The following is a 22,165-nucleotide window of genomic DNA, read 5'->3' as shown; positions in this document are numbered from 1 at the left end:
CATATCGGAGATAATGTCTCGATAATGCCCCATTATGATTCACCAGACCTGCGCCCTCTCTCGGTGCTGCTATCCGACCTCGGGAAGCAGATCGAAGCATATCGCATATCACGCAATCTTAAGCAGGCCGAGCTTGCGGAAATGGCAGGTATCTCGCGTTCAACGCTCGCCCGCCTGGAAGCCGGCAATGGCGGGACCATCGATAGCCTTGCCAGGATCATGCGTGCGCTTGAAATTGAAGACCGCCTGCTGGATGTCATGCCGGACGCCAAGCTGAGCCCGCTCGATCCCCGGTCCGACACCGGCAAGGCGCGGCAAAGGGTGCGCAAGTCTTCTGAAGGTGAGGCTGGCGAGGAATGGAGCTGGGGTGACGAGGCCCCATGACGCGTGCGGTAGTCAATCTCTGGGGCCGTCAGATCGGCGCCGTCCTGTGGGATGAGAATCGCGATGTCGGGGTTTTCGAATACACTCCGGAATTCAGCCGCAGCGGTATCGAAGTCGCCCCGCTCACAATGCCCTTACGAAGCGGCGTCTACGACTTTCCCGCACTGAATTACGAGACCTTCAAAGGGCTACCGGGCATGCTGGCCGACAGCCTGCCCGACAAGTTTGGCAACGCCCTCATCAATCGTTGGCTTGCCGAGCAGGGCCGCACAGCCGACAGCTTCGATCCGGTCGAGCGCCTTTGTTACACCGGCCGCAGAGGCATGGGCGCGCTCGAATTCGAACCTGCCACCGGCGAGCGCCGCGAAAAGGGTCGGCCGGTCGATATCGCTCCGCTTGTCGAGCTCGCCAACAGGGTCATTGCCGCGCGTGAAGAATTGGCCGGTGTACTCAAAGGAGAGGATGATCATCGCGCACTCCAGGAGATCCTGCGCGTCGGCACCTCCGCCGGCGGCGCCCGGGCCAAGGCCGTCCTCGCCTGGAACGAGGCGACCGGAGAATTCCATTCAGGGCAGCTGACTGCAGGGCCCGGCTATACGCAATGGCTGGTCAAATTCGATGGCGTGTCGGGCAATGCCGACAAGGAACTTGCCGACCCGATGGGCTTCGGCCGGCTTGAGTACGCCTGCTATCTGCTAGCCCGAGAGGCTGGCATCGACATGGCTCGCTCTCGTCTGCACGAAGAAGGCGGGCGGGCACATTTCATGACCCAGCGCTTCGATCGCACGCCTGACGGCAAGAAGCTCCACATGCAGTCGCTTTGCGCAATGCGCCATTTCGATTTCAACCTCGCTCGAGCCTACAGCTACGAGCAGGCAATCGAGACCATCCGCATGCTCGGTCTCGGCCGCGAAGCGATCAAGGAGCAGGTGCGCCGCGCGCTGCTCAATGTCTTCATTCGCAACCAGGACGACCACACCAAGAACATCGCCTTCCTCATGGATAGCTCGGGTCGCTGGAGCCTTTCGCCCGCTTTCGACGTCGTCTACGCCTACAATCCCAATGGGGATTGGACCAACGAGCATCAGATGTCTCTGGCTGGCAAGACCGACGACTTCGAACTCGACGATTTGCTGGAATTCGGACGGTTTGCTGACCTGAAACCTGCTGAGACCAGGTCGATCATCGACACGATCCGGGCCGCAGTCAGTAACTGGAACAAGCACTGCAATACTGCCGGAGTGGAAGCCGACATGGCACGGAAGGCTAGGCGTGGATTCCGCGATATCGGTTGAGAAGCCGGCAGGCCCGGCGATCGCCTACAGCTGCCTGTTGAAACTGAAATGCCCGCCCTTGCCCGTGGGGAATTTTCATGACATCCCGTCCCTACAATTACCCAAGGCAGACATATGCAATCTGAGTTCCGAATTCTACGCTGCCGGGCCGGGCTCTCGACCGAGGAACTTGCAGAAAAACTGGGTTACTCCGAACGGGAGATTTTCCGCTGGGAGTCCGGACAGATCAGACCTCGCAAAGTCGTGCTCGACTGGCTGCGTGAGCGAGCCGAAACAGTCCCGACACACACAAATGCGAGGGGGTTCACATTCATTGATCTCTTTGCCGGCATAGGAGGACTACGCCGGGCTTTTGATAGCATAGGCGGCCGCTGCGTATTCACGTCTGAATGGGACAAATATGCACAGCTTACTTATCACTCCAACTATCCGGACAACCGCCCGATCGCCGGCGATATTACCAAAGTCCCCGTCGATGAGATTCCTGAGCATGACGTTCTGCTCGCAGGCTTTCCTTGTCAGCCATTCTCAATCGCCGGGGTGTCAAAAAAGAATGCGCTGGGCCGGAAGCATGGGTTCCTTGACGAGGCTCAGGGAACGCTGTTCTTCGATGTTGCACGGATCCTGAAGGCTCACCGACCACGCGCATTCCTGCTTGAGAACGTGAAAAATCTGAAAAGCCACGACAAAGGACGGACCTTCGAGGTCATCCGCAAAATTTTGGAGAAAGACCTCGGATACGAGCTCCATGTTCGCGTTCTAAACGCACGTCATTTTCTTCCCCAGAACCGTGAACGGATCGTGCTCGTTGGCTTCCGCGAAAAAAGTGGATTCGACTGGGCGGACTTGAAGCTTCCGGTTGAAGGCGAAGCGCGGATGCGATCGGTACTCCATCCCGAGAACGGCAGCGAAACTGCAGAATCGCACTATACGGAGGGAGAACTTGCGAGGGTCAGTGCCAAGTATACCCTGAGCAATCACCTCTGGAAATATCTCCGTGATTACTCAGCCAAGCATCGTGCAGCAGGCAATGGCTTTGGCTATGGCCTGGTAGGCCCCGACGACACCTGCAGAACGCTCTCAGCGCGCTATTACAAGGATGGGTCTGAAATTCTTGTGCAGCAAAAGGGACGCAAGAATCCCCGACGGCTTACCCCGAGGGAATGCGCAAGGCTGATGGGTTTTCCCGACACTTTCCGGATCCCTGTTTCCGATACGCAGGCGTATAAGCAGTTCGGTAACTCGGTGGCAGTGCCGGTGTTTAGCGAGGTCGCAAGGATCATGCGTCCGCATATAACCCGGGAAGCAGCTCCGAACGATGAGGTGGCTGTCCGGGAGTATGCCTGACGTCCATGATCCCGCGACAAGAAGCCGCAACATGTCGGCTATCAGGGGAAGGGACACGAAGCCTGAACTTCTGATCCGGAGTGGCCTTCACCGGCTGGGTTATCGCTTCAGGGTCAACCGGAAGGATCTGCCCGGCAAGCCCGACATCGTACTCAGCCGGTTTCATGCAGTTATCTTCGTGCATGGTTGCTTCTGGCATGGTCATGACTGCCATCTGTTCCGGCTTCCAGGGACACGCACGGAATTCTGGGCGGCGAAGATCGGCGCCAATCAGAAGAGGGACAAGGCTGTCAGATCAGCGCTGCTTTCGGAAGGATGGCGCACTGCCACCATCTGGGAATGCGCGCTCAAGGGAAAGAACAGAATTGAACTGAAGGAACTTCTGACGCGGCTGACATCCTGGCTCAGGGGCGATGAACTACTGTTCGAAATCAGAGGCCAGGACGTAAAATCCGTGGGTGCCTCGTCAATGCACCCGCCGGAAGCCACGGAGCCGGATCCTTCCGGCAGGTAACTGAGGGTCCGGATCAATGATCGGGTTCACGACGGGAGCTTTGCTGATGGCTCTTTTCGAGCGCCTGTCGTTCGGATAGCCGCTCAGCACTGCCCAGATCGTTGGTGCAGCTTTGCCGATGTCGCGCACCGTCAGTCGCCATTTCCAGGCAAGATTCTCCGAGAATTCTCCGTAGTTGTCCCGGGCACTTTCATAGCTGGCCCGGGCTTCATCCCAGTACTTCAGCCAGAGGTCATCCAGCCATACGGGCAACTTGCTGAAGTCGTGACCGATCAGAACTCCATTCAGAAAACTCAGAAACACCGTTTCTTCGCGTTTGACCGTCGGCAGATGGGTATCGAGGGCGTCGGCGACAGCTTGCAGTGTCATCTGGCTCCCAAGAGTGCGGCTCGTCCTGAGACGGTAAATTTCAGACGCGCGCTTCGTAATGCGGCACGCGGTCAGCAAGTCACAGACGGTCTCGCGAAGTGTGGCGACGAACTCAGCGGCATTGACCGTTGGCGAGGCTGGCAGACAGCTCAGTGCGTTGGCTGTCCGGTATGACCGCCAGTCGATCAGACCATCATCACGGAGGCAGGAGGCCAGCTGATTTGCATGCATCGCAGCCACCTCGTCCGCCTTTCCTCTCCTTGCCCCCAGGCTGCCGGCGCGCAACCTCGCGACGATATCCCCTACAGTTTCTGATCCGGCTTCAGCCAGACGCTCAGCGTATCTGCCCAGTCTGAGTCGGTTCAGTGGGAGCCCGAGCACTTCCCCCCTCAGATCGCCGAAAAGCCGGGGATCGACCCGACTCGCTGCCCGGAACTCACCGGACATCTGCGGTTCGCCGGTGACGATCGCAAGGATGATCGGGAGCTGTGTTATGACCGCATGATTGGGCACCTCCCATTCAGCGGAGAGGGCTTCTACGAAATCTGTGAACTCGATTTCCTCAAGGTGGGAAAGACGGTCAGCAGCCCGTTTCCACCAGATCGAAAACTCCGGACGGAAATGTATTCCCAGCGTTCCATAGGTCTCGTTGAGTAGCCCGCCGGTCAGCTGCCCCAGCAGCTTCTTCTCCTTCTGCCGGATCCTTTCGCGGGTGACCGGAGGGCTGGTTGTCGCAGCTATTTCATCGAGCGTCTTCTGCCGTTCCGGAGGCTGACAGATACGTTCGCGAAGAATTGCGGAGAAGGTTTCGTCAGCAAGATTGTCGGCGACCCCGGCGAGAAAGTCCGGAAGGGAAGCCAGAAAGTCTTTACCTGAACTCGGCCGGCCCTCATGCGGCAGGAGCGGGATACGCGTTGTTTCGCAGTACCTGTCCCAGTCAGTGCCCGTCTCAGCATCCGAAGCATCAATCAAAGCTTGCCGGTTTTCACTGAGCAGATCGGCCGTACGCCAGCCCACTGTGGGAATCCGGATGATCTGCTCCCGGGTTACGCTGGCGAGATCGCCGACGGTGCGGAAACCGGCCCTCTCCAGCGTTGCAGTCTTCACACCAAGGTGAAGGACGCCGATCGGGAGATCATCCACCGATCCAGGTTGTCGGATGCTTCCTTGGTGCCGCGCGCCTGGCGGATCTGTCGGCTCTCCGGCTTCTCTAATGTACACGTCGCCAGCCTTTCAGGCGGACCCTCACCGGTGCACCTGCCTCCTCGCCTTGAGGCGACTCATCCTTCCGGACTGACACAGAATAGGTTAGACTTCCCGGAGATCCGGTAAGCACGACTACATCGCCTTCCGTCGCACCGACAGCGCGGAAGAACTTGGTCATATGGGTGATGCGGTACTCGTCCCTTGTCCCGCCGTCATCATGAAGCCTGTTGTTGTAGTAGATATAGCGGAAGCGCCAGGTCACGCCCGTGTCGTCCGTCATCTCCAGCCAGGCATCGGGGTTCTTCTGCGCAGGATCGAGAAACGGAAGCAGCGCGATCAGATCCGTCTGTGATTTCGGTATGTGTATTCCTGCCTGATGACCTCCGGTCTCTCCAGTGTCGTTCGCCGTCAGCGGCTTCTCATAAGTCTGACTGCTCATCAATTTTCTCCGCCAGGCCGGATTGAAAGGGCCCGCCTCAGATCATCTGCATCACGTGTCGATACCGGGACTGCTTCGTTGCCAAGTTCGCGGCGCCACTGAGATCGGTCAATCATCACCCGTTCGACCGTGTCCTCGTAAAACAGCCGGTAGATATAGACAGGTTCGGTCTGCCCGCGTCGGTGCGCGCGGGCGCTTGCCTGGGATTCAAGTGCAGGGTTCCATGCCTGGGTGAAGTGAATGACTACCGTTGCAGCTGTTATATTGAGTCCGGCACCCGCCGCTTTTGGATTGAGTACAAGGCAGCTCGGCCCATCGTGGCAGGAGAATGCGTCAACGATTGCCTGCCGCTCTTCCTGCGGCGTGGCCCCGTTGATCGCCCCCCAGTATGCATCCGGCAGCCGTCCCTGTGTTGCCTCACGGAGAATCTCGCCACAGCGATTGAAAATTGCGAAGATCAGAACCTTGCGTCCGCTCCTGAACGCCTCTTCGAGAATAGCGATTGCGCGCTCCACCTTCGGTGTGAAGAGCGGCATTCCGGCTGACGGCTTGATCCCAGCGTCCTGATCCCTCTCGGGGTCGCCCGATCCTTGCAGCCAGGGATGGGCGCAGAAGAGCTGCAACTGACCTGTCGCGACGAGATTGCCTGCCACAGGGTACTTCTCAAGCGTCTCGGCCAGTACTTCATCATAACGCCGGGAAAGCTCATCGCCGAGTTCGAGTGGCAGATCGATATCGATGCGCTCCGGAAGGTCGCCGGCGACATCCCTCACTTTTCGGCAGAGAACAACGGGATCGGTCAGACGAGCCAGATTCTTTGCCGATTCCTCGGAGTCCGGATGATCGGCTTCAAAGTCCTGCCGACTTCCCAGCAATCCAGGTATCGCGAGGTCGGCAAGCGACCAGAGATCCAGGAGCGATGTCTCGACCGGCGTCCCTGTCATCGGAATGGTTCGCTGCCTGGGAATCCTCCCGACTGACCGCCTGCGCCCGGAATCGGGGTTTTTCAGAGCCTGCGCCTCATCACAGATCAGCCATGACCAGGTCATGCCTGCAAAAATGGATATATCGTTGACCACAGTGTCGTAGGTTGAAAGCACGACCTGGGCCCGCTGCAGACCCGCGGTGATGCCGGTTCTGTTGTGTCCGCGGTGGATGAGAACAGAAAGCTCGGGCGCGAACTTCATTATCTCCTTCCGCCAGTTGGCGATCAGGCTCGTCGGGCAGATGATGAGGGCTGGTCGTGACGTTTCCGGTTTTTCGCAGAGCAGCAGGGCAATAATCTGGATGGTCTTTCCGAGCCCCATCTCGTCAGCGAGAATGAGGCCGCCAGTATGCCGTATGGTCTGGTCCATCCATGCTACGCCCTGAGCCTGATACGGGAACAGAGTCGCATGCAGACCCGGAATGTCCTGATCCGGGCGCAGGTCGGCAGCAGCCGATTGCGCTGAGTGGAAGACGCTCTCTTCAGCTATGACAGGTATGTCGGGATTACCCAGCCGGACAAGACGCACCACATCGGGAAAGCTGAGCGTTTTCGGCAGCTGCCCGCCCAGCATCTGCCGGACTATGGCCGGCGTATCGTGAGGAAGTGGGCGGATTACATTTCCGTCGGCGACCCAGTTGTAGTCCGGGCCGGGCGCGTCCCAGACTTTCTTTTCCCCCCGCACAGTTCTGGTGCCAGCAACGTGGATCGCAAAACCAGCACCCTCTTTCCGGATCCGGATTTCCGGCTGCACAACTCTTGACGACAGCTCCCAGCCCTGAGGAGGTGCCGCTGAAAGCTGCCTGAAATCGGCAGGAAGCGGTGCAGGCCCGTCAGTCACTGGACAGCTTGCTTCTGAGTTCTGCAGGTGTCCACGGAACAGGGCGCCTTGTGTGGACCGCGCGGTGACAGTTTGGGCAAAGTGGTATCAGGTCTGTTGCCGGATCGTATGGTCTGGGGTCCCCGGAAAGAGACAGAGGCTGCAGGTGATGCACTTCAATGATAGCCCCGGCATCGCCGTAGAGTTTGCCGGGAATAAGACTGCAGATCTTGCAGACGGCCCCGTGGATACGCAGGCAGAGCAAACGATTGCGTGGGTTCCGTTCGCGCCGGCGTACGACGGTGAGTTTAACGGCGCCTTCAGTCAGTGCTTCCTGATCGGACGGGGCGCTTTCCTCGATCGGGTCGTATCCATAAAGTTCTGCCATTGCGGCAAGAACAGGGATGACGAGCTCACGGCAGGTCTCTGCAACGGAATCATCGTCAAACCGGCTCTCGATACCCCGTTTCTCTGCGATAATCGTGAAACTGCCATTGTCGATTATCCAGTCATCGGTTGTCTGACCGTTAGCGATTTTCAGATTTGCGCTCGATGCTACTGATGCGACGAGTGCCCTTGCGAGCTGGAGCTCTTCTGCGCTTGCCTGCTGCATCTGCCGGATCGTATCAGCTGCAAAATTGCCGAATGCCAGCTTCGCTTCAAAGCGGCGCAGACCCGTGGGCCGAAGAGTGACTATCGGGCTGTGAGAGCGCTCAAGGTCTGCAAACCAGAGCCTGATCGCTGTCTGCACTCCGGACCTGTCTTCCTCCAGGCAAATTGCAGCGCCGGTTCCCTCCTCGACTTCCTGGCGGATCAGAGCCTGCTTCTCGGCAAGCATCTCAGTCCCCTTCTTCGTCCCCGGCCTCTGTCAGCTCTTCGTCGTCGGGCAGAGGCACTTCACGCAGCAGCTTCTTGAGATTGGTCGAAATCTCGTTGCGTATGTCCTCAAATATAGGCTCAAGGTCATCGTTGGTGTTGTTCTGCTCAGCCACAGCAAAAGCCCACAGCAGCAGATCCATACCCTCGACTGCATAGCCACTGGCGGCAGCCCTCTGATAGATTTTCAGATAGAAGTCGTGGTGCTTGTTAATGCGGACGCCTGCCACGAAGCCTGACTCTGCATCGCTGCGCATGGCCGGTTCCCAGAGATCACCGGACGTAATGGTTTCAACAGCTTCAACGTGAATGCTGTCCGGGTTTACGTGCGTATCCACGGGCACCCGGAGCTTTATGCCTGCACCGCGATTGTTGTTGAGCGTAGCGGTTTTCTGACCCGCGTCGGCAGACTGAACGTCCGGTTTTTTGGTCGAAGGCGTATTGCCGATGACTTTATTCGCGCTGCCGTGATCGACGCCGCGCTCGACCGCAGCTGCCTTCTCCTTGCGTCGGTAGCGGTTTCCTGCCTCGCGATAAGTCGGCTGAAGCAAGGTCTTGAGCGCTTCCTCAAGGGCCGGATCGAAGAGAATTTTCGACTTCTTGACGTCGACTTTGAAGGCCTCATCAAGCTTATGAGTGAAGTCGAACTCGACGCGCAGCAATGATGTATGCGGCTCAACAGCGCCAAACACGCCGAGCCAGCCACCCTGCTGGATCACACGCCCTTCGCGATGAATGTAAAACCCTTGGCCGCGGTTGGTGATATTCGCGACTTTCTGCTCGTCTTTGGTGAGATCCCGGCGGTTGGGCAGAATCCACGCCCTGATTTGCGCTGTTTCAACCGACCCGTCTTCCAGTTCGATCTCAAGCTTCTGCTGTTCAGGCGAGAGGACCTGATCGGCCTTTTCAGGATAAAACGGGTTCCACGGTCTGACTTGCTCGCCATTTACGGTTATCGAGACGTGCCTCTCACGATCGTCCCCTTTGTCGAGGAAGCGATAATAAATGAGAGCGACATGGTCGATCAGCCGCTCACCCAGTCGTCTGATTGCAGCCTGTTCTCTCGCGCCACCCGGATCGTCATATTCTTTCGACAACAGACGGTCGCATTTGGACCAGACCACTAGCGTGCCCTTGTCACCGCAAAGCTCTTCAAAGAGCTCATAGTCGTCTGCGGTCATTTCTTCGCGGAGCATTTCCCACTGATTCTGCTCTTCGACATGCTCAAGGTCCCAAGCGAGCTTAGCGAAGTCAGCCTCTTCGGACTCGCGGGAAATGACCGTAAACCTAAGGCAGACTGAACTGGATGCCGTCTTGAGACCAAGGCCAAATTTGCCGAGACTGGCGAGATTAGCTCTGGCAGGCGCCCCGTAACGCATAGCGTCGAACAGCATCTCGCTGTCCATTCCATCACCATTGTCACCGAAGCAAACGAATTTACGGCCGTCTTCGGACAGCTCTATTCGTACATTGACCTCGGTCGCGTTGGCCGCGATTGAATTGTCGATGATGTCAGCGGCGGCGGTATTGAAACTGTAGCCTGTGTCCCGAAGCCCGTAAATGAGCCGTGGCGCGTCGGGTTGATTAATCAGATCATTCACTTAGCCGCCCCCTTGAAGGAGGGCACCTTTGCTGAAATCCAGCCCGCTACCCCCCGCGTCGAACGGCATCGAACTTAGCGGGATGATCGTTAAATGAAAGCTGACAAACGATTTGCGTTCAAAGACTGTCTCCGTTTCGCACCTCGGCATGGCTGAGATAGACCTCAACTTTTTCCAAGGTCCGTCGCCGCGGCCGCCTTCCCTGTCTTAAGTCCAGGACAAACCGCGGATCGCCAACCGCCCGACGACCGAACCGTGTCGCCGACATGTGCGATTCTTTCAAATGACGCTCAATGCGATCCAGCAATTTCATGGCCTTCCTCGACTCACTCAGCACTTGTGTTCCTATTTTGTTCTTAGTAGGAAGGTTCCATCGAGTCTAGGAGATTTCCTTCTCTCCTGAGACCGTCAGAAGGAACGACACGATGGAACATGTCAGAGAGGAGCTTGATCGCCTGATCCAGCAGCGACGGCTCGGATATTCCTCGATCTCGCGGATGATCGGACGAAACTCGTCCTACATTCAGCAGTTCATCAAGCGCGGCTCGCCGCGAAAGCTGGATGACGATGACCGGCGCACGCTTGCCAGCTTCTTCGGGGTCGACGAGCAAGTGCTTGGCGGACCGCCCGCGCCCATACGTGACGGGTTGATCGAAATACCCGTGCTCAATGTCGATGCATCGGCGGGCTTTGGAGCGATTGCCGAAAGCGAGACCGCCCATACCCGCTTTGGTTTCGACGAACGCTGGCTTGGCCGGCTAACGCGGGCAAAAAGCGCCAGCCTTTCGATCATCCACGTCCTGGGCGACTCCATGGAACCGACACTCAGCGATGGCGACGAGGTGCTGGTCGATGCATCGGACCAAGGCTCGCGGTTGCGTGACGGCATCTACGTCCTGCGCGCCGACGACGCGCTGGTGGTCAAACGCGTGACGCTAAAGCCCGGTGGCCGCAAGATCACCATCAGCAGCGATAATTCGGCTTATCCCAGCTGGGACGACGTCGATCGGTCCGAAATCCAAGTGGTCGGGCGTGTCATCTGGTTCGGACGCGCGCTTTAGGAGCTCCCCTCGGCTTAAATCCCGATTTCGAACGGCTTTACCTTTTCCTTTGTGAGTTCGGGCTTGTCACTTGCAGGCAAAGCACTGCCAACATCCTTGTCTTGCGAAAGCCCGTTGGCAGCTGCCGCTTTGAGCCTTTGTGTTACTTCAAGTGCCGACGCTTTCTCGCCGCTGTTGGACTTGATGGCCCGGCCGAGTTTCTCGGCATTGTCTGCAATCAGCGTAAGGCCGTCGCGAAGCCGGGTGACAGTGACCAGGAAGGTCTGCCGATTGGCGAGATTGCGTTCGCGGCTGTCCATCACTGCGATCCCGCGATCCGAGGTAAGTCCCTGCGCCATATGCGCATTGAGGGCGTAGGCGAGGTTCAAGCGTTTGAGCATGGGGTCGCCGCGGCTCAGGCGAAGCTCCTTGCCCGCTGATGTCTTCACCAAGACGCCCTTTGTGTCGATGGCCACGATCCTGGCCTGGTCGGCATTGAATAGCCCGCGCTTGTGGTCGTTGTCGGTCCAACGGATCTTGTCACCCTCGATGATGGAAAGCGATTTGCGTTCGAAGAGCGACAGCCGGCTCTCGACTGCGCCCGGCCGTAATCGCGCGGGATTGAACTTGTGAACCCGCCCCTTCCTGTCCTCAAGCACGAGCTGCTTGCGCGCATGGTCGATGGTCTTGACGGTGTAGTCGCCCTTGGAGAGTTTCTGCGTGCTGTCGCGCGAGCGAAAGTTGAGGACCATGCCCGGCTGATATGTGCGAAGGTATCGCAGCTCCTCGTGTGTCACATTCACCCGCGAATGAACGGTCAGCCGGCCCGATCGTGGGCCGAGCTCGCCGTTGGCCTTGAGTCCGCGCTGAACAGCCTCGTTGACCGCAGAACGTAAAGCCCGTCCCGAAGCGTAGATCGAGGTCCGATCCCGATCCGCCGGGCTGAGCGAAAGCCACTTTTCGGCAGCAACAATCGCACTGTCCCCGCGAGCCTTGATGGTTGAAGGAGCAAGAGCCTGGAGCGCATCGTCGATGCGTCCCTCCTGCGCGGCGGCCTGGGCTCGCCGCAGGATGGGATCGCGGCCGCGCAAATTCACATCCATGTTGGCGCGCTCGATCCCGGCCTGCTGGACGAGGTCGAAGGGCTTACCGGCATCGACGGCGCCTAACTGTCGCTTGTCGCCGACGAGAACCAGACGATGGACTTCGGCAAGGTTCGCCAGCCGTACCAACTTGGCCTTGTCGTCGTTCGACACCATCGACGCCTCATCGAGCACCAGGACATGGTCTCCGAGAGCGCTCCGAGCCTCACCCAGCAACGTGGCATTTCCCGGCTCGTGCAGCAGCCTGCCCCATTGGGCGAGAAAGCGGGCGATGGTCATCGAACGGATGCCGGTGTCGCGCTCGAGCATCTGGACGAGCGTGTTCTGCACGGCGAGCCCCAGCACTTGCTTGCCTTCCTCGCGGACCAGTTGGGCGACCGGCTTCATCACGCTGCTCTTGCCGGCCCCGGCTACACCCTGGATTGCAACGATCCTGTCGCGCGACGAAAGGACAAGGCCCGCCGCATCCTCCTGCCCTTCGTTGAGCAAAATTCCGTGGTTGATCGCTGCAACAGCCTGAACCCGTTCTGCTGCGTCTTTCCGATCCAGGATGGGCAACACCGCACCTCGTCCCTGGTCGACATTCGCGAGAATTGTGCTTTCAAGGTCCAGCGCCTCCCGGCTCGCCAGCCAGCCTCTATGTTCGCCTTTGCCGGGCTCGAGTGCGCCGCCTCTGACCAATGCGTTCACACGGGTTTCGATGTGGTCGACCGTCGTCGGAAGCCCAAAATCGAGCGCAGCCTTCAGCAATCCCTCACGCGGGAAGGCTGCCTCGCGCTGCGAGAGATGGCGTACCGCAGAGGCCACGGCCTGTGCGGCCGCGATGGTCGGCGCATCCTGCTTGAGGACATGGGCAGGGATCAGTGGATCGGCCGGATCGCCCTTGATCCGCTGCGCAAACTCCCTCAGTTTCGCAATCCCGCGCTGAAGGAGGCTTTGCTCTTTCGAGCCTCCGGCGACCCTCGCCGCGGCACGCATCTGGGATGCGTCAATCAGACCACCGAGATCGAGACCGACCTCTTCGGCTCGCTGGCGCCACGACGAAAGAAGGCCCTCGCGATCGCGCACTGGCTCTTTGCCTTTGCGTGTTTCCAGCGTTGCGACAATCCCTGCCTCCAGTCCGCTCCCGCGCCTGGCTGCGAGGACTTCTTCGCGCCGCGTCGAAAAGGCCATGACCTGCTCGCGGGCAATGCCTCCGGCTTCGAAGTTGCCATGCTTTCCAACCGGCCCAGCCTCGTAGCCCATCTTCTCGACTGCCAGACGAAAGCGAGCCATGGTCATCGAGTTGAGCAGCGTGTTGAACGACCAAAGTTTGTCATTGCGAAGCGCGCGCCACTTTCCGTCGCTGCCTTGCGTGACATTCGCCACGACCGCGTGAAAATGCAGGTTTGGCTCCTGGTTGCGGTTGGTGTCGTGCTGGAAAAGACCAATCGTCAGGTTATCTGTCGCGACCTTCCCGTAACCAGCCTGACTGCCCATCCGGGTCTGCGCCGCGTTCTTTTCTGCCCAGCGCAAGGTCTCGATGACGGCCTCGCGATAAGCATCGATAATCCGCTGGTCGCCGCCCACCAGCGCGAGCAGCGACCAGCTTTTCGGGAGTGAGAATGTGAGGTCGGTTCCAGGCCTGTGGGCCTGGCCCGCATTGCCAACCTGGATGCCGCCGGGAAGTTCACCCCGCAGCAAGGCATCGAACTGCTCGGTGCTGACGCGGCCCTCGAGACCAAGTCGTTCCGCTCCCTTCCCGACCCAGGTGCCGGAACGATCGGCATCGGCGCCGGTGTAGTAATTGTCTGCCGCGAAATAGCTCGCAGCAGCCGAAGGGGAGCGCACATTGGCGACGGAAAGCATCCAGTCTAATCCTCGTCGGGCTCCCCTCGCGGCCAGGTAATCCCTCCCCATTTGCCTTTCACATGTCGGGCTCGAACTCGCCGAAATCCTTTTCCGGAGGATCTGCGACCGCACCTTCACGCAGGTCTTTCTCAACCGGCGTGAGAGATTGGTGCCCACTGGTCACCGCGCGAGCTTGGGGCGTCGAACCGCCCTTTCCAGCTGCGTCATCGCCGGCGGTTCCCGGTTCGGACGGATGCTGTTCCGCGCCCACTGCTGGTGCATCCTCACCGGTTTGCACTGCGGCGAGAGGTAGCGTTGGAACTGCATCCAGATGCGTATCGGACCGAGTTTCGGCACCGAGATCACCAGCAGCGCGCCCTGCATTCAGCTTTTCAAGCGGCACAGGCTCCTGCCGATCCTGCGGTTCATCGGCGACACGGCGCTGCCCCTCCAAGTCAAGTTTGAGCTGCTTTGAATCGACAGGCTTACCAGCACCGTCATCGGTCGAAACGGGATGCTCGTCATTCGGTTTCGAACCCGGTTTCGCTTGGAGCGTAGTTGCCGCAGGACCCTGGCCAGGCCTTATGAGCGGTTTCTCGCGGGCGATGAAACCTTCGGCAATACGGCCACGCGTCCGCGGAATGAGCGAAACCGGCGCAGCGGGGAATCCGTCAGGAAATTTGATGTAGGCTGACAACCTCGGAAGGTTCATAAACTGGTCGGGCAGGAGCAACGGTTCGATCTGCCGCCTGGGCGTCAGGCTGACTGCATCGCGCGCATTGTTGTACCCGTAGCTATAACCCTCTTCCATGTCGCGCACCTGCCGGTGACCGATGAAATCGGAGCACCAAGTCGCTGTCTCTCGATCGGCCGTCGCCAGGATCAGCTTGGTTCGCGCAAGCGAGGACAGTGTCATGGCCATGTTCTCGCCGTAGACTTCCTTGAGCTTGGCAAACGCATGCACCCCGGTGACGATCGCACCGCCAAAATTGCGCGCGGTTTGCAGTCCCTTTTCAAGCGCCGGTAGTCGGTGAAGGGCGCCGAGCTCGTCGATCAGAAACCACATCCGCAGGTCCTGTGTGCGCTCGAGCGTCATGAGCGTATTCATCGCCGTGTCGAGCCACAGCGTCAGCAACTGCGAGGAGATACTCATGTCGACATAGCGGGCAGAGAGGAACAGGATCGAGCCCGCCTGGCAGTCGCCTTTGACCCAGTCGCGGACCGAAAAGCGCGGTCCGGATGAGGGCAAGAGCTTGAGCACTTTCGCATTCGCATTGAACACCGCGCGGATCGATTCCGCCATGCGGGCCGCTTCCGGAGCGGTCAGCGGATCGGCCATGGTACCGCGCATCAGCTTATGCACTTCGGACAGGTCAGCGGTCATCAGCCGCCGAGCCAAAGCCTCGTTGGTTGCCGTGCCGGCACGGCCAAGATGGAGACACATCTCGACGAACAGCATGCGCGCAGCGAGCACCCAGAACTGTTCGGAACCACCCCCGTCATGGGGCACGAGCGCTTCTGCAGCGGCGTGAAACTCGGCTTCCGTCGTACAGTCGTTGAACACGCTCCACAGCGGACACCGAACATCGACAGGATTGAGAATAATGTCGCGCGCGGGATCGTAGAAGGCCTCAATGAAGGCCCCTGTCAGGTCGAAAATGACCGCGCGCTGGCCGCGTTCACGCGCTTCGGCAACAAGTTCGGTGAGCGCCACGGTCTTGCCCGTTCCGGTTGTGCCAATGAGCATGGCGTGGCTTTGCTCGAGCCGCCACGGCCAGCATACACCGGCAAGATGTGCAGGTTGGTAGTGGCCCGCTTCGGCGAGCGCCGACGAGCTCGCGAGCCGCCACTTCCAGCCGAACTTGCGTCCCAATTCCTCGGCTCGGAATGCCTTGTTGTGACGCTCGATTTCTCCTTCGAGTTCGTCGAGCGAAACAAGCATTGCGCCGCGCTCGTGCTTGCGCTCCTTCGACCGCCCGCCAAAGCGCTCGGCGAACCACCAGAAGAACACGAAGGCAGGGATCAGCAGTACCGCCGAGAGCAGCAATCCCTGCTTCACTGCCGTACGAAATGCCTCAACGGCCTCGCGCATCGGCGGGAACTCGCGGACGATGCCAAAGGGGAGGCCAACCCTTTCGCCGTCAAGCAGCTCAAGGTTGACCAGCTTGGCAGGATCGAACTCCATGAAGGCATAGAGACTGGCGTAGATGTGCATCCAGACCAGGTAGATTTGGTGATCACTCAGAGCCGTCCGCAATTCCCAATAGCAGGTGCCGACGGCAACCAGGCCAGTGACAATCAAAGGGCCCTTCATGCCGGCTGCAAACATGAAACCGAAGTGGCCAAGCAGCTGGCTCCCGCGGGTGAAGTTCAGGAGATTATGCTTCATGGGAATGGCCTCCCATGCTCGCGTTGACGGGGAGGCCAAGACGCTCGAGGCGTCGCCGGTACGCCTCGTGAGTACGATCGCGCAAACTCGCGTCAGAATGGCTGGCCAGAAGCGCATCGAGCGCCACCGAAATGAAGATCGCCTGGCGCGCGGGATCGAGCCCTGCGGGCCGGTCCTTCGCCTCGTTTTCGCGCTGCCACGCTGCGACGATGAGGTCACGGATAAAGACGCTGACACTAACGCCGTGGTCCGCGGCACACTGGCGAACCCAGTTACCCACGGAGAGAGATACGAATGTCTGAAGCCGATCTTGTCGGGTCATGAAGCAGGTTCCTTGTCGGGCCGACGGAACCTGGCTCACCTTGCGGAAGGTGTTGATGAGAATAAATCGTGAACAACTCGCAGTCAATCGAAAGATTCAGACAGTATTTCAGTGTGATAGAGAGATGTGAGTTGTCAGCGGATCAGCGTGAAGCCGCTCTACTCGCAGACGGGTTGATTTCGCCCAAAACCATATTCTTCAGCAATAACAGAGAGATAAATCCCGAAATCGCGGGGTACGGTGTGCTCCCTTGTTCCCATGTGTGCGGGGTGGCCCAGACAGTGAGGGGGGATTGATCAAGGACGACCTTTTCCGACCTCCTCGTTGGAGCGCGAGCAACCGGGCCTGGCAGCTCACCGCATGCAGATAGAAAGCAGTTGGACGCCTCCAGCCAAAGACAGCACCTGCGAAAGAGGCAGCGGCCAAGGGCGCGTGGGAAGCAAGGCAAGCGGGGCATGTCGCGTGCCCAGCTTCCCGCCGCCCGACCCGGTGCCGGTTCGCAAGTGCGCGCGGGGCCCAAGAACAAATCACGCCGCACCCTCAGGAGCGCATCGCAAGATGCGCGGGACAGAGTGCGTCCACAGCCCCGCTCCATTTATCGGGCGCCGCCGCATTGCGGTGGGCGGCCGTCAGAGCAACCGACCGAGCCGGGTTCTTTTGTTTGATTGGGCTACCCGGCGAATAAGAAAGAAGGGCAGGAACCGTTCCCGGTTCCCGACCTGTCGGTAGTCTCAAAACTCGTCGAGCATGCCGCCGTGGACCGTGTGGACCACCCTCGCTGCGAGATGTGCTGGCAATATGTTGTAGTCACCTTCGTCGAGGGCAAAGTACCCGAGTTCGTCATCCTCGATAACGTGCTGATCGAAGAAGCTGTGCAGCGCTCTCTTCTCGGCTGTTTCCAGAGCCTCGAAATAGCTCCGGGACGGAAGGGCGCAATGCATCGAATAAGCCATGATAATCCTCCTGATTTCTGTCGTGAGACGACAGGAGGTGCGCGCGATGGTCTTGTGCATCCCGGGTCAGGGATCGCCCGAATGGGCGACCGCGATAGCGGCGGTGGGGGTAACGATTTTGTTCGCTGCCGGATGCAATCCGGTGGCGGGCAAAATGGTGGGACCCCGCCGTCCTTGAGGCGGGAGGCGCAAGGCCATCATGCTGGGAGAACCGTGAGCAAGAACCCACCACCTCCGCCCCAATATCGAACGCCTGCTGCGTGCGAATTGCCTTTCCTACACCCCGATGACCCAGGCATGGAGACAGCCAGGGAGCAAATCCGAGGGGGACAAAAGGACAGGTAACATGCCCCGAAACAGGAGCGCGATTGCAGCTCTACAAAAGCTCGAAGCAGACCGCGAGGCGCTCGACGCCAAGCAACGCGAACTTGAAGTGCAAGCGGCCAGAGAACTCGGCGAAATCATCCTGGGAAGCGGCCTCGAAAGCTTCTCGAAGAAGGGCCTGAGGAAGGTTGCCGAAGAACTCGGGAAACTCGGCGAGGATGCCGCGATCGAGAAGCTGATCGGGCGCGCTGCAACCCGTGCTTCGAACGCTGCGCCGGGAACCCAGTAACCACAGAAGAAGAGGCCCTGCCGCTTGCGGTCGAGCCTCTTCGTAAGGGGACGATCGGGATCGATGTCAGTCGATCTCGGGAGCGTCCGTGTTGTCGCCTTCTTCACCCGAGCCGTTGCCGCGGGAGAGGAAGTCGACCTTGTCGGCGAGGATTTCGGTGCCGTAGCGCGTGACCCCGTCCTTGTCCTCCCACTGGGTGTAGTGGATGCGGCCCTGGACGCTGACCAGCTGGCCCTTTGAGCAGTACTGCCCGACGGTCTTGGCGAGGCCGTTGAAGCAGGTCACCCGGTGGAACTCGCTTTCCTTGGCGGTGTAGCCGTTCTCGTCCTTGTAGGTCTTGCCGTCCTTGTCGCGAGCGGGGCGATCGGTGACGACGGTGATCCCGGTGACGTTGGTGCCGCCCTTGGTCTCGCGGGTGTCGGGATCGCGGGCGATGCGGCCAGTGAGGATTGCGATATTGGTCATGGTGTAAGTCCTTCAGTTCCTCAAACCGGAGACCATCTCCGGCTTGCGAACATTCAGAAGAAGCAGGGCATGGGAGGACTGCACCGCAGGAGCGAAGCTCCAAGGGGAACCTGTTCATGACGGGTGGTGCGGGCAGGCGCGCGAAGCGCGGCAACACGGCCGGAAAGGAACGGGTTGCTGTCCTCAGCTGACCTGGTTCAGGACTGTTCGCGAAGAAAGCCGGATGGGTATCGGGTGTGGGCCTTAAGGTGCCAAGACCCTACTGCAATCAGCCTGCTCCATCGCCTTCCGATGCCGCCAGGAGATCCATGAAGTTGCGGGCTGCTTCCCGATCTTCCTCGTTCTCGAACGCCACATCGAGATCGGGGGCGGACCCAAACATGTGCAGGAACGACCACAACGCAAAGCGCTTGCCCCGGTCCTCCTCAAGGCCGAGATCGACCCGGCAATGCTCTATGCCGGCTGACAACGTGTCGGGGGCAACCCCGGAGAGGTCGGTGGTGGCAAAGTAGCGCTGCAGCAGATCGTCAAGTTGCATGACCGGTCCATAGTCGGGTCGGCGCCGAATGCACATCCAGGCAATTCAGATATGGCTGACGAAGGGCCCTCACGACCCGGGAGTGGTGCCCAAGAGGCCGCGACGATCGACCACGGTGATCCGGCGCGTCTTGGCATCGATCACCAGCCGTTCGGTCACGCCATTGCCCGGAAAGGCGACGACATAACGCGGATTGAGCGAGAGCATCTGCTCGTTGCGCTTGAACCCGGCGCGCGCACCAAGCCGACGATCGAGCGAATAGGTCAGTTGCTGCACTTCGCGGCGTTCAGCCCAGCTCGCGGCCAGACGATCGGCTCCCTTACCGTCGCCGCCATGGACCAGGAAGAGATCGGGAACCGCATCGCGAACCTTGTCGAGCGTCGCCCAGATATTATCGGCGTAGACACGCGCATCCTCGGCGCTCTCGAAGCTCTGGCGACCACCGGTGAAAACGACCGGAGTTCCTTCCGGAATCAGAGCGTGACGCCGGTTCTCAGCACGTGCGCGGAGGAAATCGCGGGCATCGATCACAGCCGAAGTAAGGTGGCGCGAATGGCTCGTGCGCGAGCCCGAAATGGGCTTCCACGAGGAACCGGTCTCGTCGCGGTACAGTGCTGCCGCCGCCTCACGCATCTGCTCGAAGGCCAGCATGCTGGCCTCGGCGGCCTGCGCGCGCTCGACCTGCTCTTCCAGATTGCTCGAATGCACTTCGGAGCCATCGGCAGATGCGATGAGGACCCGGATCTCGTCGCTGGCCCGATCAAGTTGAGCCGACTTGCGGCTGGCTGCGCGGTGAAAGAGATTGACCACGCCCCAAGCAATATCCTCGGCATCGGCCTCAAGGGCCGTGTCGGAAAACATCGCGAAAAGGTCGGACCATACGGCGCCAAGCGTCTGGTCGATCGCGTCCTCGCAGGGAAAATCGGTCTCGTTGAAGGGGGCTGGTCTGATGCTGAGGCCTGAAAGGTCGAGGCCGCTCAACTGATCGATGAAGCTGTCGTACATGGTGTGTCTCCTGATCGCGGGGACAAGGAGAGGAGGCACCATTGCCTCGGGCCTGTCCGCCGGAGCCCGATCAGGGCCGGGGAAAGGGGCAAGGCGCACCGCGTAGCGGGAAACCTGCGGCCCTAGGCTGGCGCGGGTAACACGGGCCGACGGGCCGCAGGTTGCGGCGCGCCCCGACCGGCCCAAGGGCCTCTCCCGGCGGACAAGGATGAGGCTGGATCAGAATCCGGTGGCGCAGGTGGATCGGGAGCGCTCGAAGATCGCTTCGCCATTCGAGAGGCGCCCGACCAGGCGCAAGTCACCGAACAGGTCGATGAACCTACCCGAGACCTGGCCAAGCCAGTGCCGTGCCCTGGCCGTTCGCGGGTTGTAGAAATCGGCCTCCCAGTACTGGGGATCGTCGCGCTCGGCGAGCCAGATCGCGGCGAGCCCGCAATAAGTCGATACGCCGCAATCGGCGAAGGCGTTGCGCAGGAGGATGCGATCCTCGCGGCCGCGCCATCCATCGAAGCGCTCGAACGAAGGAAAGGCCGCTTTCGCGGCATCGATGACCTCGTCGACGAGGCACTCGTAGACCCAGTCGATATCTTCGTCTTCGCTGTCATCGAGCAGGCGAAAGGCCACCACGGAGCCGGGCGGATAGCTGACGGAACGTCCCATCTCACTGCTCCTCAGGCTGCATCAGCGAGATCGACGTCGGGCTCGCTTTCGCTGGATCGGTGACCCCCTAGGTCAAGTAACAGGCTGGCCGCTTCCTCGGCCTTGGCCGCAGCGGTGAGGATCGCACGCTCGTCCGATTTGAGGATCTTGAGCCAGGAGGCGATGTAGCTGGCGTGGTGGTCGAGGTGGGTGACCGGAAGACCCAGTTCGGCCCCAAGAATGGCCGAGGACAGTTCGGCGATCAGTTCCTCGGCAGCATAGGCATCGCTGCCGAAGCGGTTTTTGAGATCGCGGTCGAGCCGCGAGGGATGCCCCGTCCAGTGCGACAGCTCGTGTGCGAGCGTTGCGTAGTAGTGGTCGTAGGCATCGAAGAGTTCGGCTGGCGGCATGGTGACCCGGTCGCGCTGCGGCTCGTAATAGGCCTGCGCACCATGATGGCGCAGGTCTGCGCCGATATCGGCAAAGAAGCCATCGAGCCGGTCTTCGCGTCCTTCGGGCTCCAGTGCGGCAACCAGCGGCTTGGGATGATAGAACTCGGGGAGGCCGTCGCACTGGTCGGCATTGAACACGGCATAGGCCTTGAGCACGCGCCGGTTCTCGATGTCCGCTTCGCCTTCGGCAGTCTCGACCTCCTTGGTGTAGCTTTTGTAGAAGATCGCGATGGTCGATTTCTCACCCTTGCGAACCTGTCCGCCGAGCGCCTGGCACTGGCGGTACGTCATCCAGTATGGCGAGCCGTAGCCACAGCCATCGGCAACAATCCACAGCCAGAAGGTGTTCATGCCGCGGTAGGGCGTCCCGCAGGAGCGCAAGGGCCGGGAGACCGGCACACCTCGCCAAGGCTTGACCCAGGGTTTTGTTCCTTCCTCGAGCTTCTCGATGATGGCGGCGGTAATGCGCTGGGCAGGCGATGTCGAAACAGAGCGGCGGGACTTGGTCATGGGAGATCTCCTGATCGCCGGAACGGAGTTGTCCCGGCTCAGGAAGAGCAAAGCTCCCTCCCCTCTCGTTTAATGGAACGCTAAGCGCCCTCTCGCCGGCCATAGAAGAGATGCCTCTGATCTCCTGAATGCGGTCATCGGATCACTCGGCTCAATCTGTCCAAAATGTCGGACAGTCCCGAAAGGCAGCTTCACAGTCTCGAAAACGGGATAGCTGACATTCGAATGCGTTGGTGTAGTCTTCCGGGTCCGACCGATACCCGACGCTCAGCGTGAGATTTTCGATCCCAGCAGCAGACGTCCCGCTTTTCCGACAGATGTCGACCAGACCCGGTCGTTCGCACAACAACCTCCAGATGACCGCTGGCGATATAAGCGGCAGTAGGGCTCGTACCTAGCGGACGCCCCTCGATGATGCTCTGGGAATATGATCTTTTTGCCCGCTGATCGCGGGCACGGGGCGCGGTGAT

General features: G+C 59.9%; 20 protein-coding genes. 6 read left to right on the top strand and 14 right to left on the bottom strand.

The window, feature by feature from the left end:
* Positions 1-24: 24 nt before the first annotated feature.
* From AMC99_RS00305 to AMC99_RS00290, 4 genes are all read left to right on the top strand, one after another.
* Positions 25-384 (top strand): helix-turn-helix domain-containing protein, encoded by a 360-nt coding sequence (locus AMC99_RS00305; protein WP_034921371.1) that lies wholly within the window; start codon positions 25-27, stop codon positions 382-384.
* Entirely contained in the window at positions 381-1,679 is a 1,299-nt protein-coding gene (locus AMC99_RS00300) for a type II toxin-antitoxin system HipA family toxin (RefSeq protein ID WP_061921293.1), read from the top strand. The genes AMC99_RS00305 and AMC99_RS00300 overlap by 4 nt, the downstream gene beginning before the upstream one ends.
* 114 nt (positions 1,680-1,793) lie before the next feature.
* The gene (dcm, locus tag AMC99_RS00295; RefSeq protein ID WP_061921290.1) at positions 1,794-3,026 is read left to right on the top strand and encodes a DNA (cytosine-5-)-methyltransferase; all 1,233 of its coding nucleotides are present in this window, start codon (positions 1,794-1,796) and stop codon (positions 3,024-3,026) included.
* A gap of 31 nt (positions 3,027-3,057) precedes the next feature.
* The gene (locus AMC99_RS00290) at positions 3,058-3,540 is read left to right on the top strand and encodes a very short patch repair endonuclease (RefSeq protein ID WP_232301447.1); all 483 of its coding nucleotides are present in this window, start codon (positions 3,058-3,060) and stop codon (positions 3,538-3,540) included.
* Here AMC99_RS00290 and AMC99_RS00285 read toward each other — a convergent pair.
* The 5 genes from AMC99_RS00285 to AMC99_RS00265 all read right to left on the bottom strand — a co-directional run bounded on the left by AMC99_RS00285 (position 3,493) and on the right by AMC99_RS00265 (position 9,836).
* Complete coding sequence (locus tag AMC99_RS00285) at positions 3,493-5,052, bottom strand: hypothetical protein (RefSeq protein ID WP_061921284.1); 1,560 nt, start codon at positions 5,050-5,052, stop codon at positions 3,493-3,495. The two genes, AMC99_RS00290 and AMC99_RS00285, sit on opposite strands and share 48 nt — an antisense overlap.
* 67 nt (positions 5,053-5,119) lie before the next feature.
* On the bottom strand, positions 5,120-5,554 hold the full coding sequence (locus AMC99_RS00280) for an EcoRII N-terminal effector-binding domain-containing protein (RefSeq protein WP_061921282.1): 435 nt from the start codon (positions 5,552-5,554) through the stop codon (positions 5,120-5,122).
* Entirely contained in the window at positions 5,554-7,380 is a 1,827-nt protein-coding gene (locus tag AMC99_RS00275) for a DEAD/DEAH box helicase (protein WP_232301446.1), read from the bottom strand. Before AMC99_RS00275 ends, AMC99_RS00280 begins: the two co-directional genes overlap by 1 nt.
* Positions 7,373-8,197, bottom strand: a complete 825-nt coding sequence (locus AMC99_RS00270; protein ID WP_061921279.1) for an HNH endonuclease — start codon at positions 8,195-8,197, stop codon at positions 7,373-7,375. The genes AMC99_RS00275 and AMC99_RS00270 overlap by 8 nt, the downstream gene beginning before the upstream one ends.
* A 1-nt stretch (position 8,198) precedes the next feature.
* On the bottom strand, positions 8,199-9,836 hold the full coding sequence (locus tag AMC99_RS00265; RefSeq protein ID WP_061921276.1) for an ATP-binding protein: 1,638 nt from the start codon (positions 9,834-9,836) through the stop codon (positions 8,199-8,201).
* 425 nt (positions 9,837-10,261) lie between these two features.
* On the opposite strand from AMC99_RS00265, the gene AMC99_RS00260 reads away from it, so the two are divergent.
* Positions 10,262-10,897: a S24 family peptidase gene (locus AMC99_RS00260; RefSeq protein WP_061921273.1), complete on the top strand. Its 636-nt coding sequence runs from the start codon at positions 10,262-10,264 to the stop codon at positions 10,895-10,897.
* Between the two features lie 14 nt (positions 10,898-10,911).
* On the opposite strand, the gene mobF is transcribed toward AMC99_RS00260, so the two are convergent.
* The 4 genes from mobF to AMC99_RS00240 form a co-directional block, all read right to left on the bottom strand.
* The gene (gene mobF, locus AMC99_RS00255; protein ID WP_061921271.1) at positions 10,912-13,827 is read right to left on the bottom strand and encodes a MobF family relaxase; all 2,916 of its coding nucleotides are present in this window, start codon (positions 13,825-13,827) and stop codon (positions 10,912-10,914) included.
* A gap of 58 nt (positions 13,828-13,885) precedes the next feature.
* Positions 13,886-16,198 carry a type IV secretion system DNA-binding domain-containing protein gene (locus AMC99_RS00250; RefSeq protein ID WP_061921268.1) on the bottom strand — a complete coding sequence of 771 codons (2,313 nt, stop codon included), beginning with the start codon at positions 16,196-16,198 and terminating at the stop codon, positions 13,886-13,888.
* Positions 16,188-16,520 carry a hypothetical protein gene (locus tag AMC99_RS13765; protein ID WP_083440009.1) on the bottom strand — a complete coding sequence of 111 codons (333 nt, stop codon included), beginning with the start codon at positions 16,518-16,520 and terminating at the stop codon, positions 16,188-16,190. Before AMC99_RS13765 ends, AMC99_RS00250 begins: the two co-directional genes overlap by 11 nt.
* A gap of 731 nt (positions 16,521-17,251) precedes the next feature.
* Positions 17,252-17,473 carry a hypothetical protein gene (locus tag AMC99_RS00240; protein ID WP_050599527.1) on the bottom strand — a complete coding sequence of 74 codons (222 nt, stop codon included), beginning with the start codon at positions 17,471-17,473 and terminating at the stop codon, positions 17,252-17,254.
* 346 nt (positions 17,474-17,819) lie between these two features.
* On the opposite strand from AMC99_RS00240, the gene AMC99_RS00235 reads away from it, so the two are divergent.
* Complete coding sequence (locus AMC99_RS00235; RefSeq protein ID WP_061921263.1) at positions 17,820-18,086, top strand: DUF6437 family protein; 267 nt, start codon at positions 17,820-17,822, stop codon at positions 18,084-18,086.
* 66 nt (positions 18,087-18,152) lie between these two features.
* Here AMC99_RS00235 and AMC99_RS00230 read toward each other — a convergent pair whose 3' ends face one another.
* The 5 genes from AMC99_RS00230 to AMC99_RS00210 all read right to left on the bottom strand — a co-directional run bounded on the left by AMC99_RS00230 (position 18,153) and on the right by AMC99_RS00210 (position 21,695).
* Entirely contained in the window at positions 18,153-18,551 is a 399-nt protein-coding gene (locus tag AMC99_RS00230) for a single-stranded DNA-binding protein (RefSeq protein ID WP_061921260.1), read from the bottom strand.
* A gap of 268 nt (positions 18,552-18,819) precedes the next feature.
* On the bottom strand, positions 18,820-19,089 hold the full coding sequence (locus AMC99_RS00225) for a hypothetical protein (protein WP_061921257.1): 270 nt from the start codon (positions 19,087-19,089) through the stop codon (positions 18,820-18,822).
* 69 nt (positions 19,090-19,158) lie between these two features.
* Positions 19,159-20,094: a DUF2493 domain-containing protein gene (locus AMC99_RS00220; RefSeq protein WP_061921256.1), complete on the bottom strand. Its 936-nt coding sequence runs from the start codon at positions 20,092-20,094 to the stop codon at positions 19,159-19,161.
* Positions 20,095-20,313: 219 nt separating this feature from the next.
* On the bottom strand, positions 20,314-20,754 hold the full coding sequence (locus tag AMC99_RS00215; protein WP_061921253.1) for a hypothetical protein: 441 nt from the start codon (positions 20,752-20,754) through the stop codon (positions 20,314-20,316).
* Between the two features lie 11 nt (positions 20,755-20,765).
* Positions 20,766-21,695 (bottom strand): ArdC family protein, encoded by a 930-nt coding sequence (locus AMC99_RS00210; RefSeq protein ID WP_061921250.1) that lies wholly within the window; start codon positions 21,693-21,695, stop codon positions 20,766-20,768.
* Positions 21,696-22,165: the final 470 nt, after the last annotated feature.

The organism is Altererythrobacter epoxidivorans (genome assembly GCF_001281485.1).
Taxonomy (GTDB): Bacteria; Pseudomonadota; Alphaproteobacteria; order Sphingomonadales; family Sphingomonadaceae; genus Erythrobacter; species Erythrobacter epoxidivorans.
The sequence above is the reverse complement of the archived record's forward strand: the minus strand, read 5'-3'. Positions and strand labels throughout refer to the sequence as shown.

Coding starts and splice junctions, on each gene's coding strand:
- AMC99_RS00305 (WP_034921371.1), top strand. CDS start 25: ATGCCCCATTATGATTCACCAGACCTGCGCCCTCTCTCGGTGCTGCTA.
- AMC99_RS00300 (WP_061921293.1), top strand. CDS start 381: ATGACGCGTGCGGTAGTCAATCTCTGGGGCCGTCAGATCGGCGCCGTC.
- dcm (WP_061921290.1), top strand. CDS start 1,794: ATGCAATCTGAGTTCCGAATTCTACGCTGCCGGGCCGGGCTCTCGACC.
- AMC99_RS00290 (WP_232301447.1), top strand. CDS start 3,058: ATGTCGGCTATCAGGGGAAGGGACACGAAGCCTGAACTTCTGATCCGG.
- AMC99_RS00280 (WP_061921282.1), bottom strand. CDS start 5,554: ATGAGCAGTCAGACTTATGAGAAGCCGCTGACGGCGAACGACACTGGA.
- AMC99_RS00270 (WP_061921279.1), bottom strand. CDS start 8,197: ATGCTTGCCGAGAAGCAGGCTCTGATCCGCCAGGAAGTCGAGGAGGGA.
- AMC99_RS00260 (WP_061921273.1), top strand. CDS start 10,262: ATGGAACATGTCAGAGAGGAGCTTGATCGCCTGATCCAGCAGCGACGG.
- mobF (WP_061921271.1), bottom strand. CDS start 13,827: ATGCTTTCCGTCGCCAATGTGCGCTCCCCTTCGGCTGCTGCGAGCTAT.
- AMC99_RS00250 (WP_061921268.1), bottom strand. CDS start 16,198: ATGAAGCATAATCTCCTGAACTTCACCCGCGGGAGCCAGCTGCTTGGC.
- AMC99_RS13765 (WP_083440009.1), bottom strand. CDS start 16,520: ATGACCCGACAAGATCGGCTTCAGACATTCGTATCTCTCTCCGTGGGT.
- AMC99_RS00240 (WP_050599527.1), bottom strand. CDS start 17,473: ATGGCTTATTCGATGCATTGCGCCCTTCCGTCCCGGAGCTATTTCGAG.
- AMC99_RS00235 (WP_061921263.1), top strand. CDS start 17,820: ATGCCCCGAAACAGGAGCGCGATTGCAGCTCTACAAAAGCTCGAAGCA.
- AMC99_RS00230 (WP_061921260.1), bottom strand. CDS start 18,551: ATGACCAATATCGCAATCCTCACTGGCCGCATCGCCCGCGATCCCGAC.
- AMC99_RS00225 (WP_061921257.1), bottom strand. CDS start 19,089: ATGCAACTTGACGATCTGCTGCAGCGCTACTTTGCCACCACCGACCTC.
- AMC99_RS00220 (WP_061921256.1), bottom strand. CDS start 20,094: ATGTACGACAGCTTCATCGATCAGTTGAGCGGCCTCGACCTTTCAGGC.
- AMC99_RS00215 (WP_061921253.1), bottom strand. CDS start 20,754: ATGGGACGTTCCGTCAGCTATCCGCCCGGCTCCGTGGTGGCCTTTCGC.
- AMC99_RS00210 (WP_061921250.1), bottom strand. CDS start 21,695: ATGACCAAGTCCCGCCGCTCTGTTTCGACATCGCCTGCCCAGCGCATT.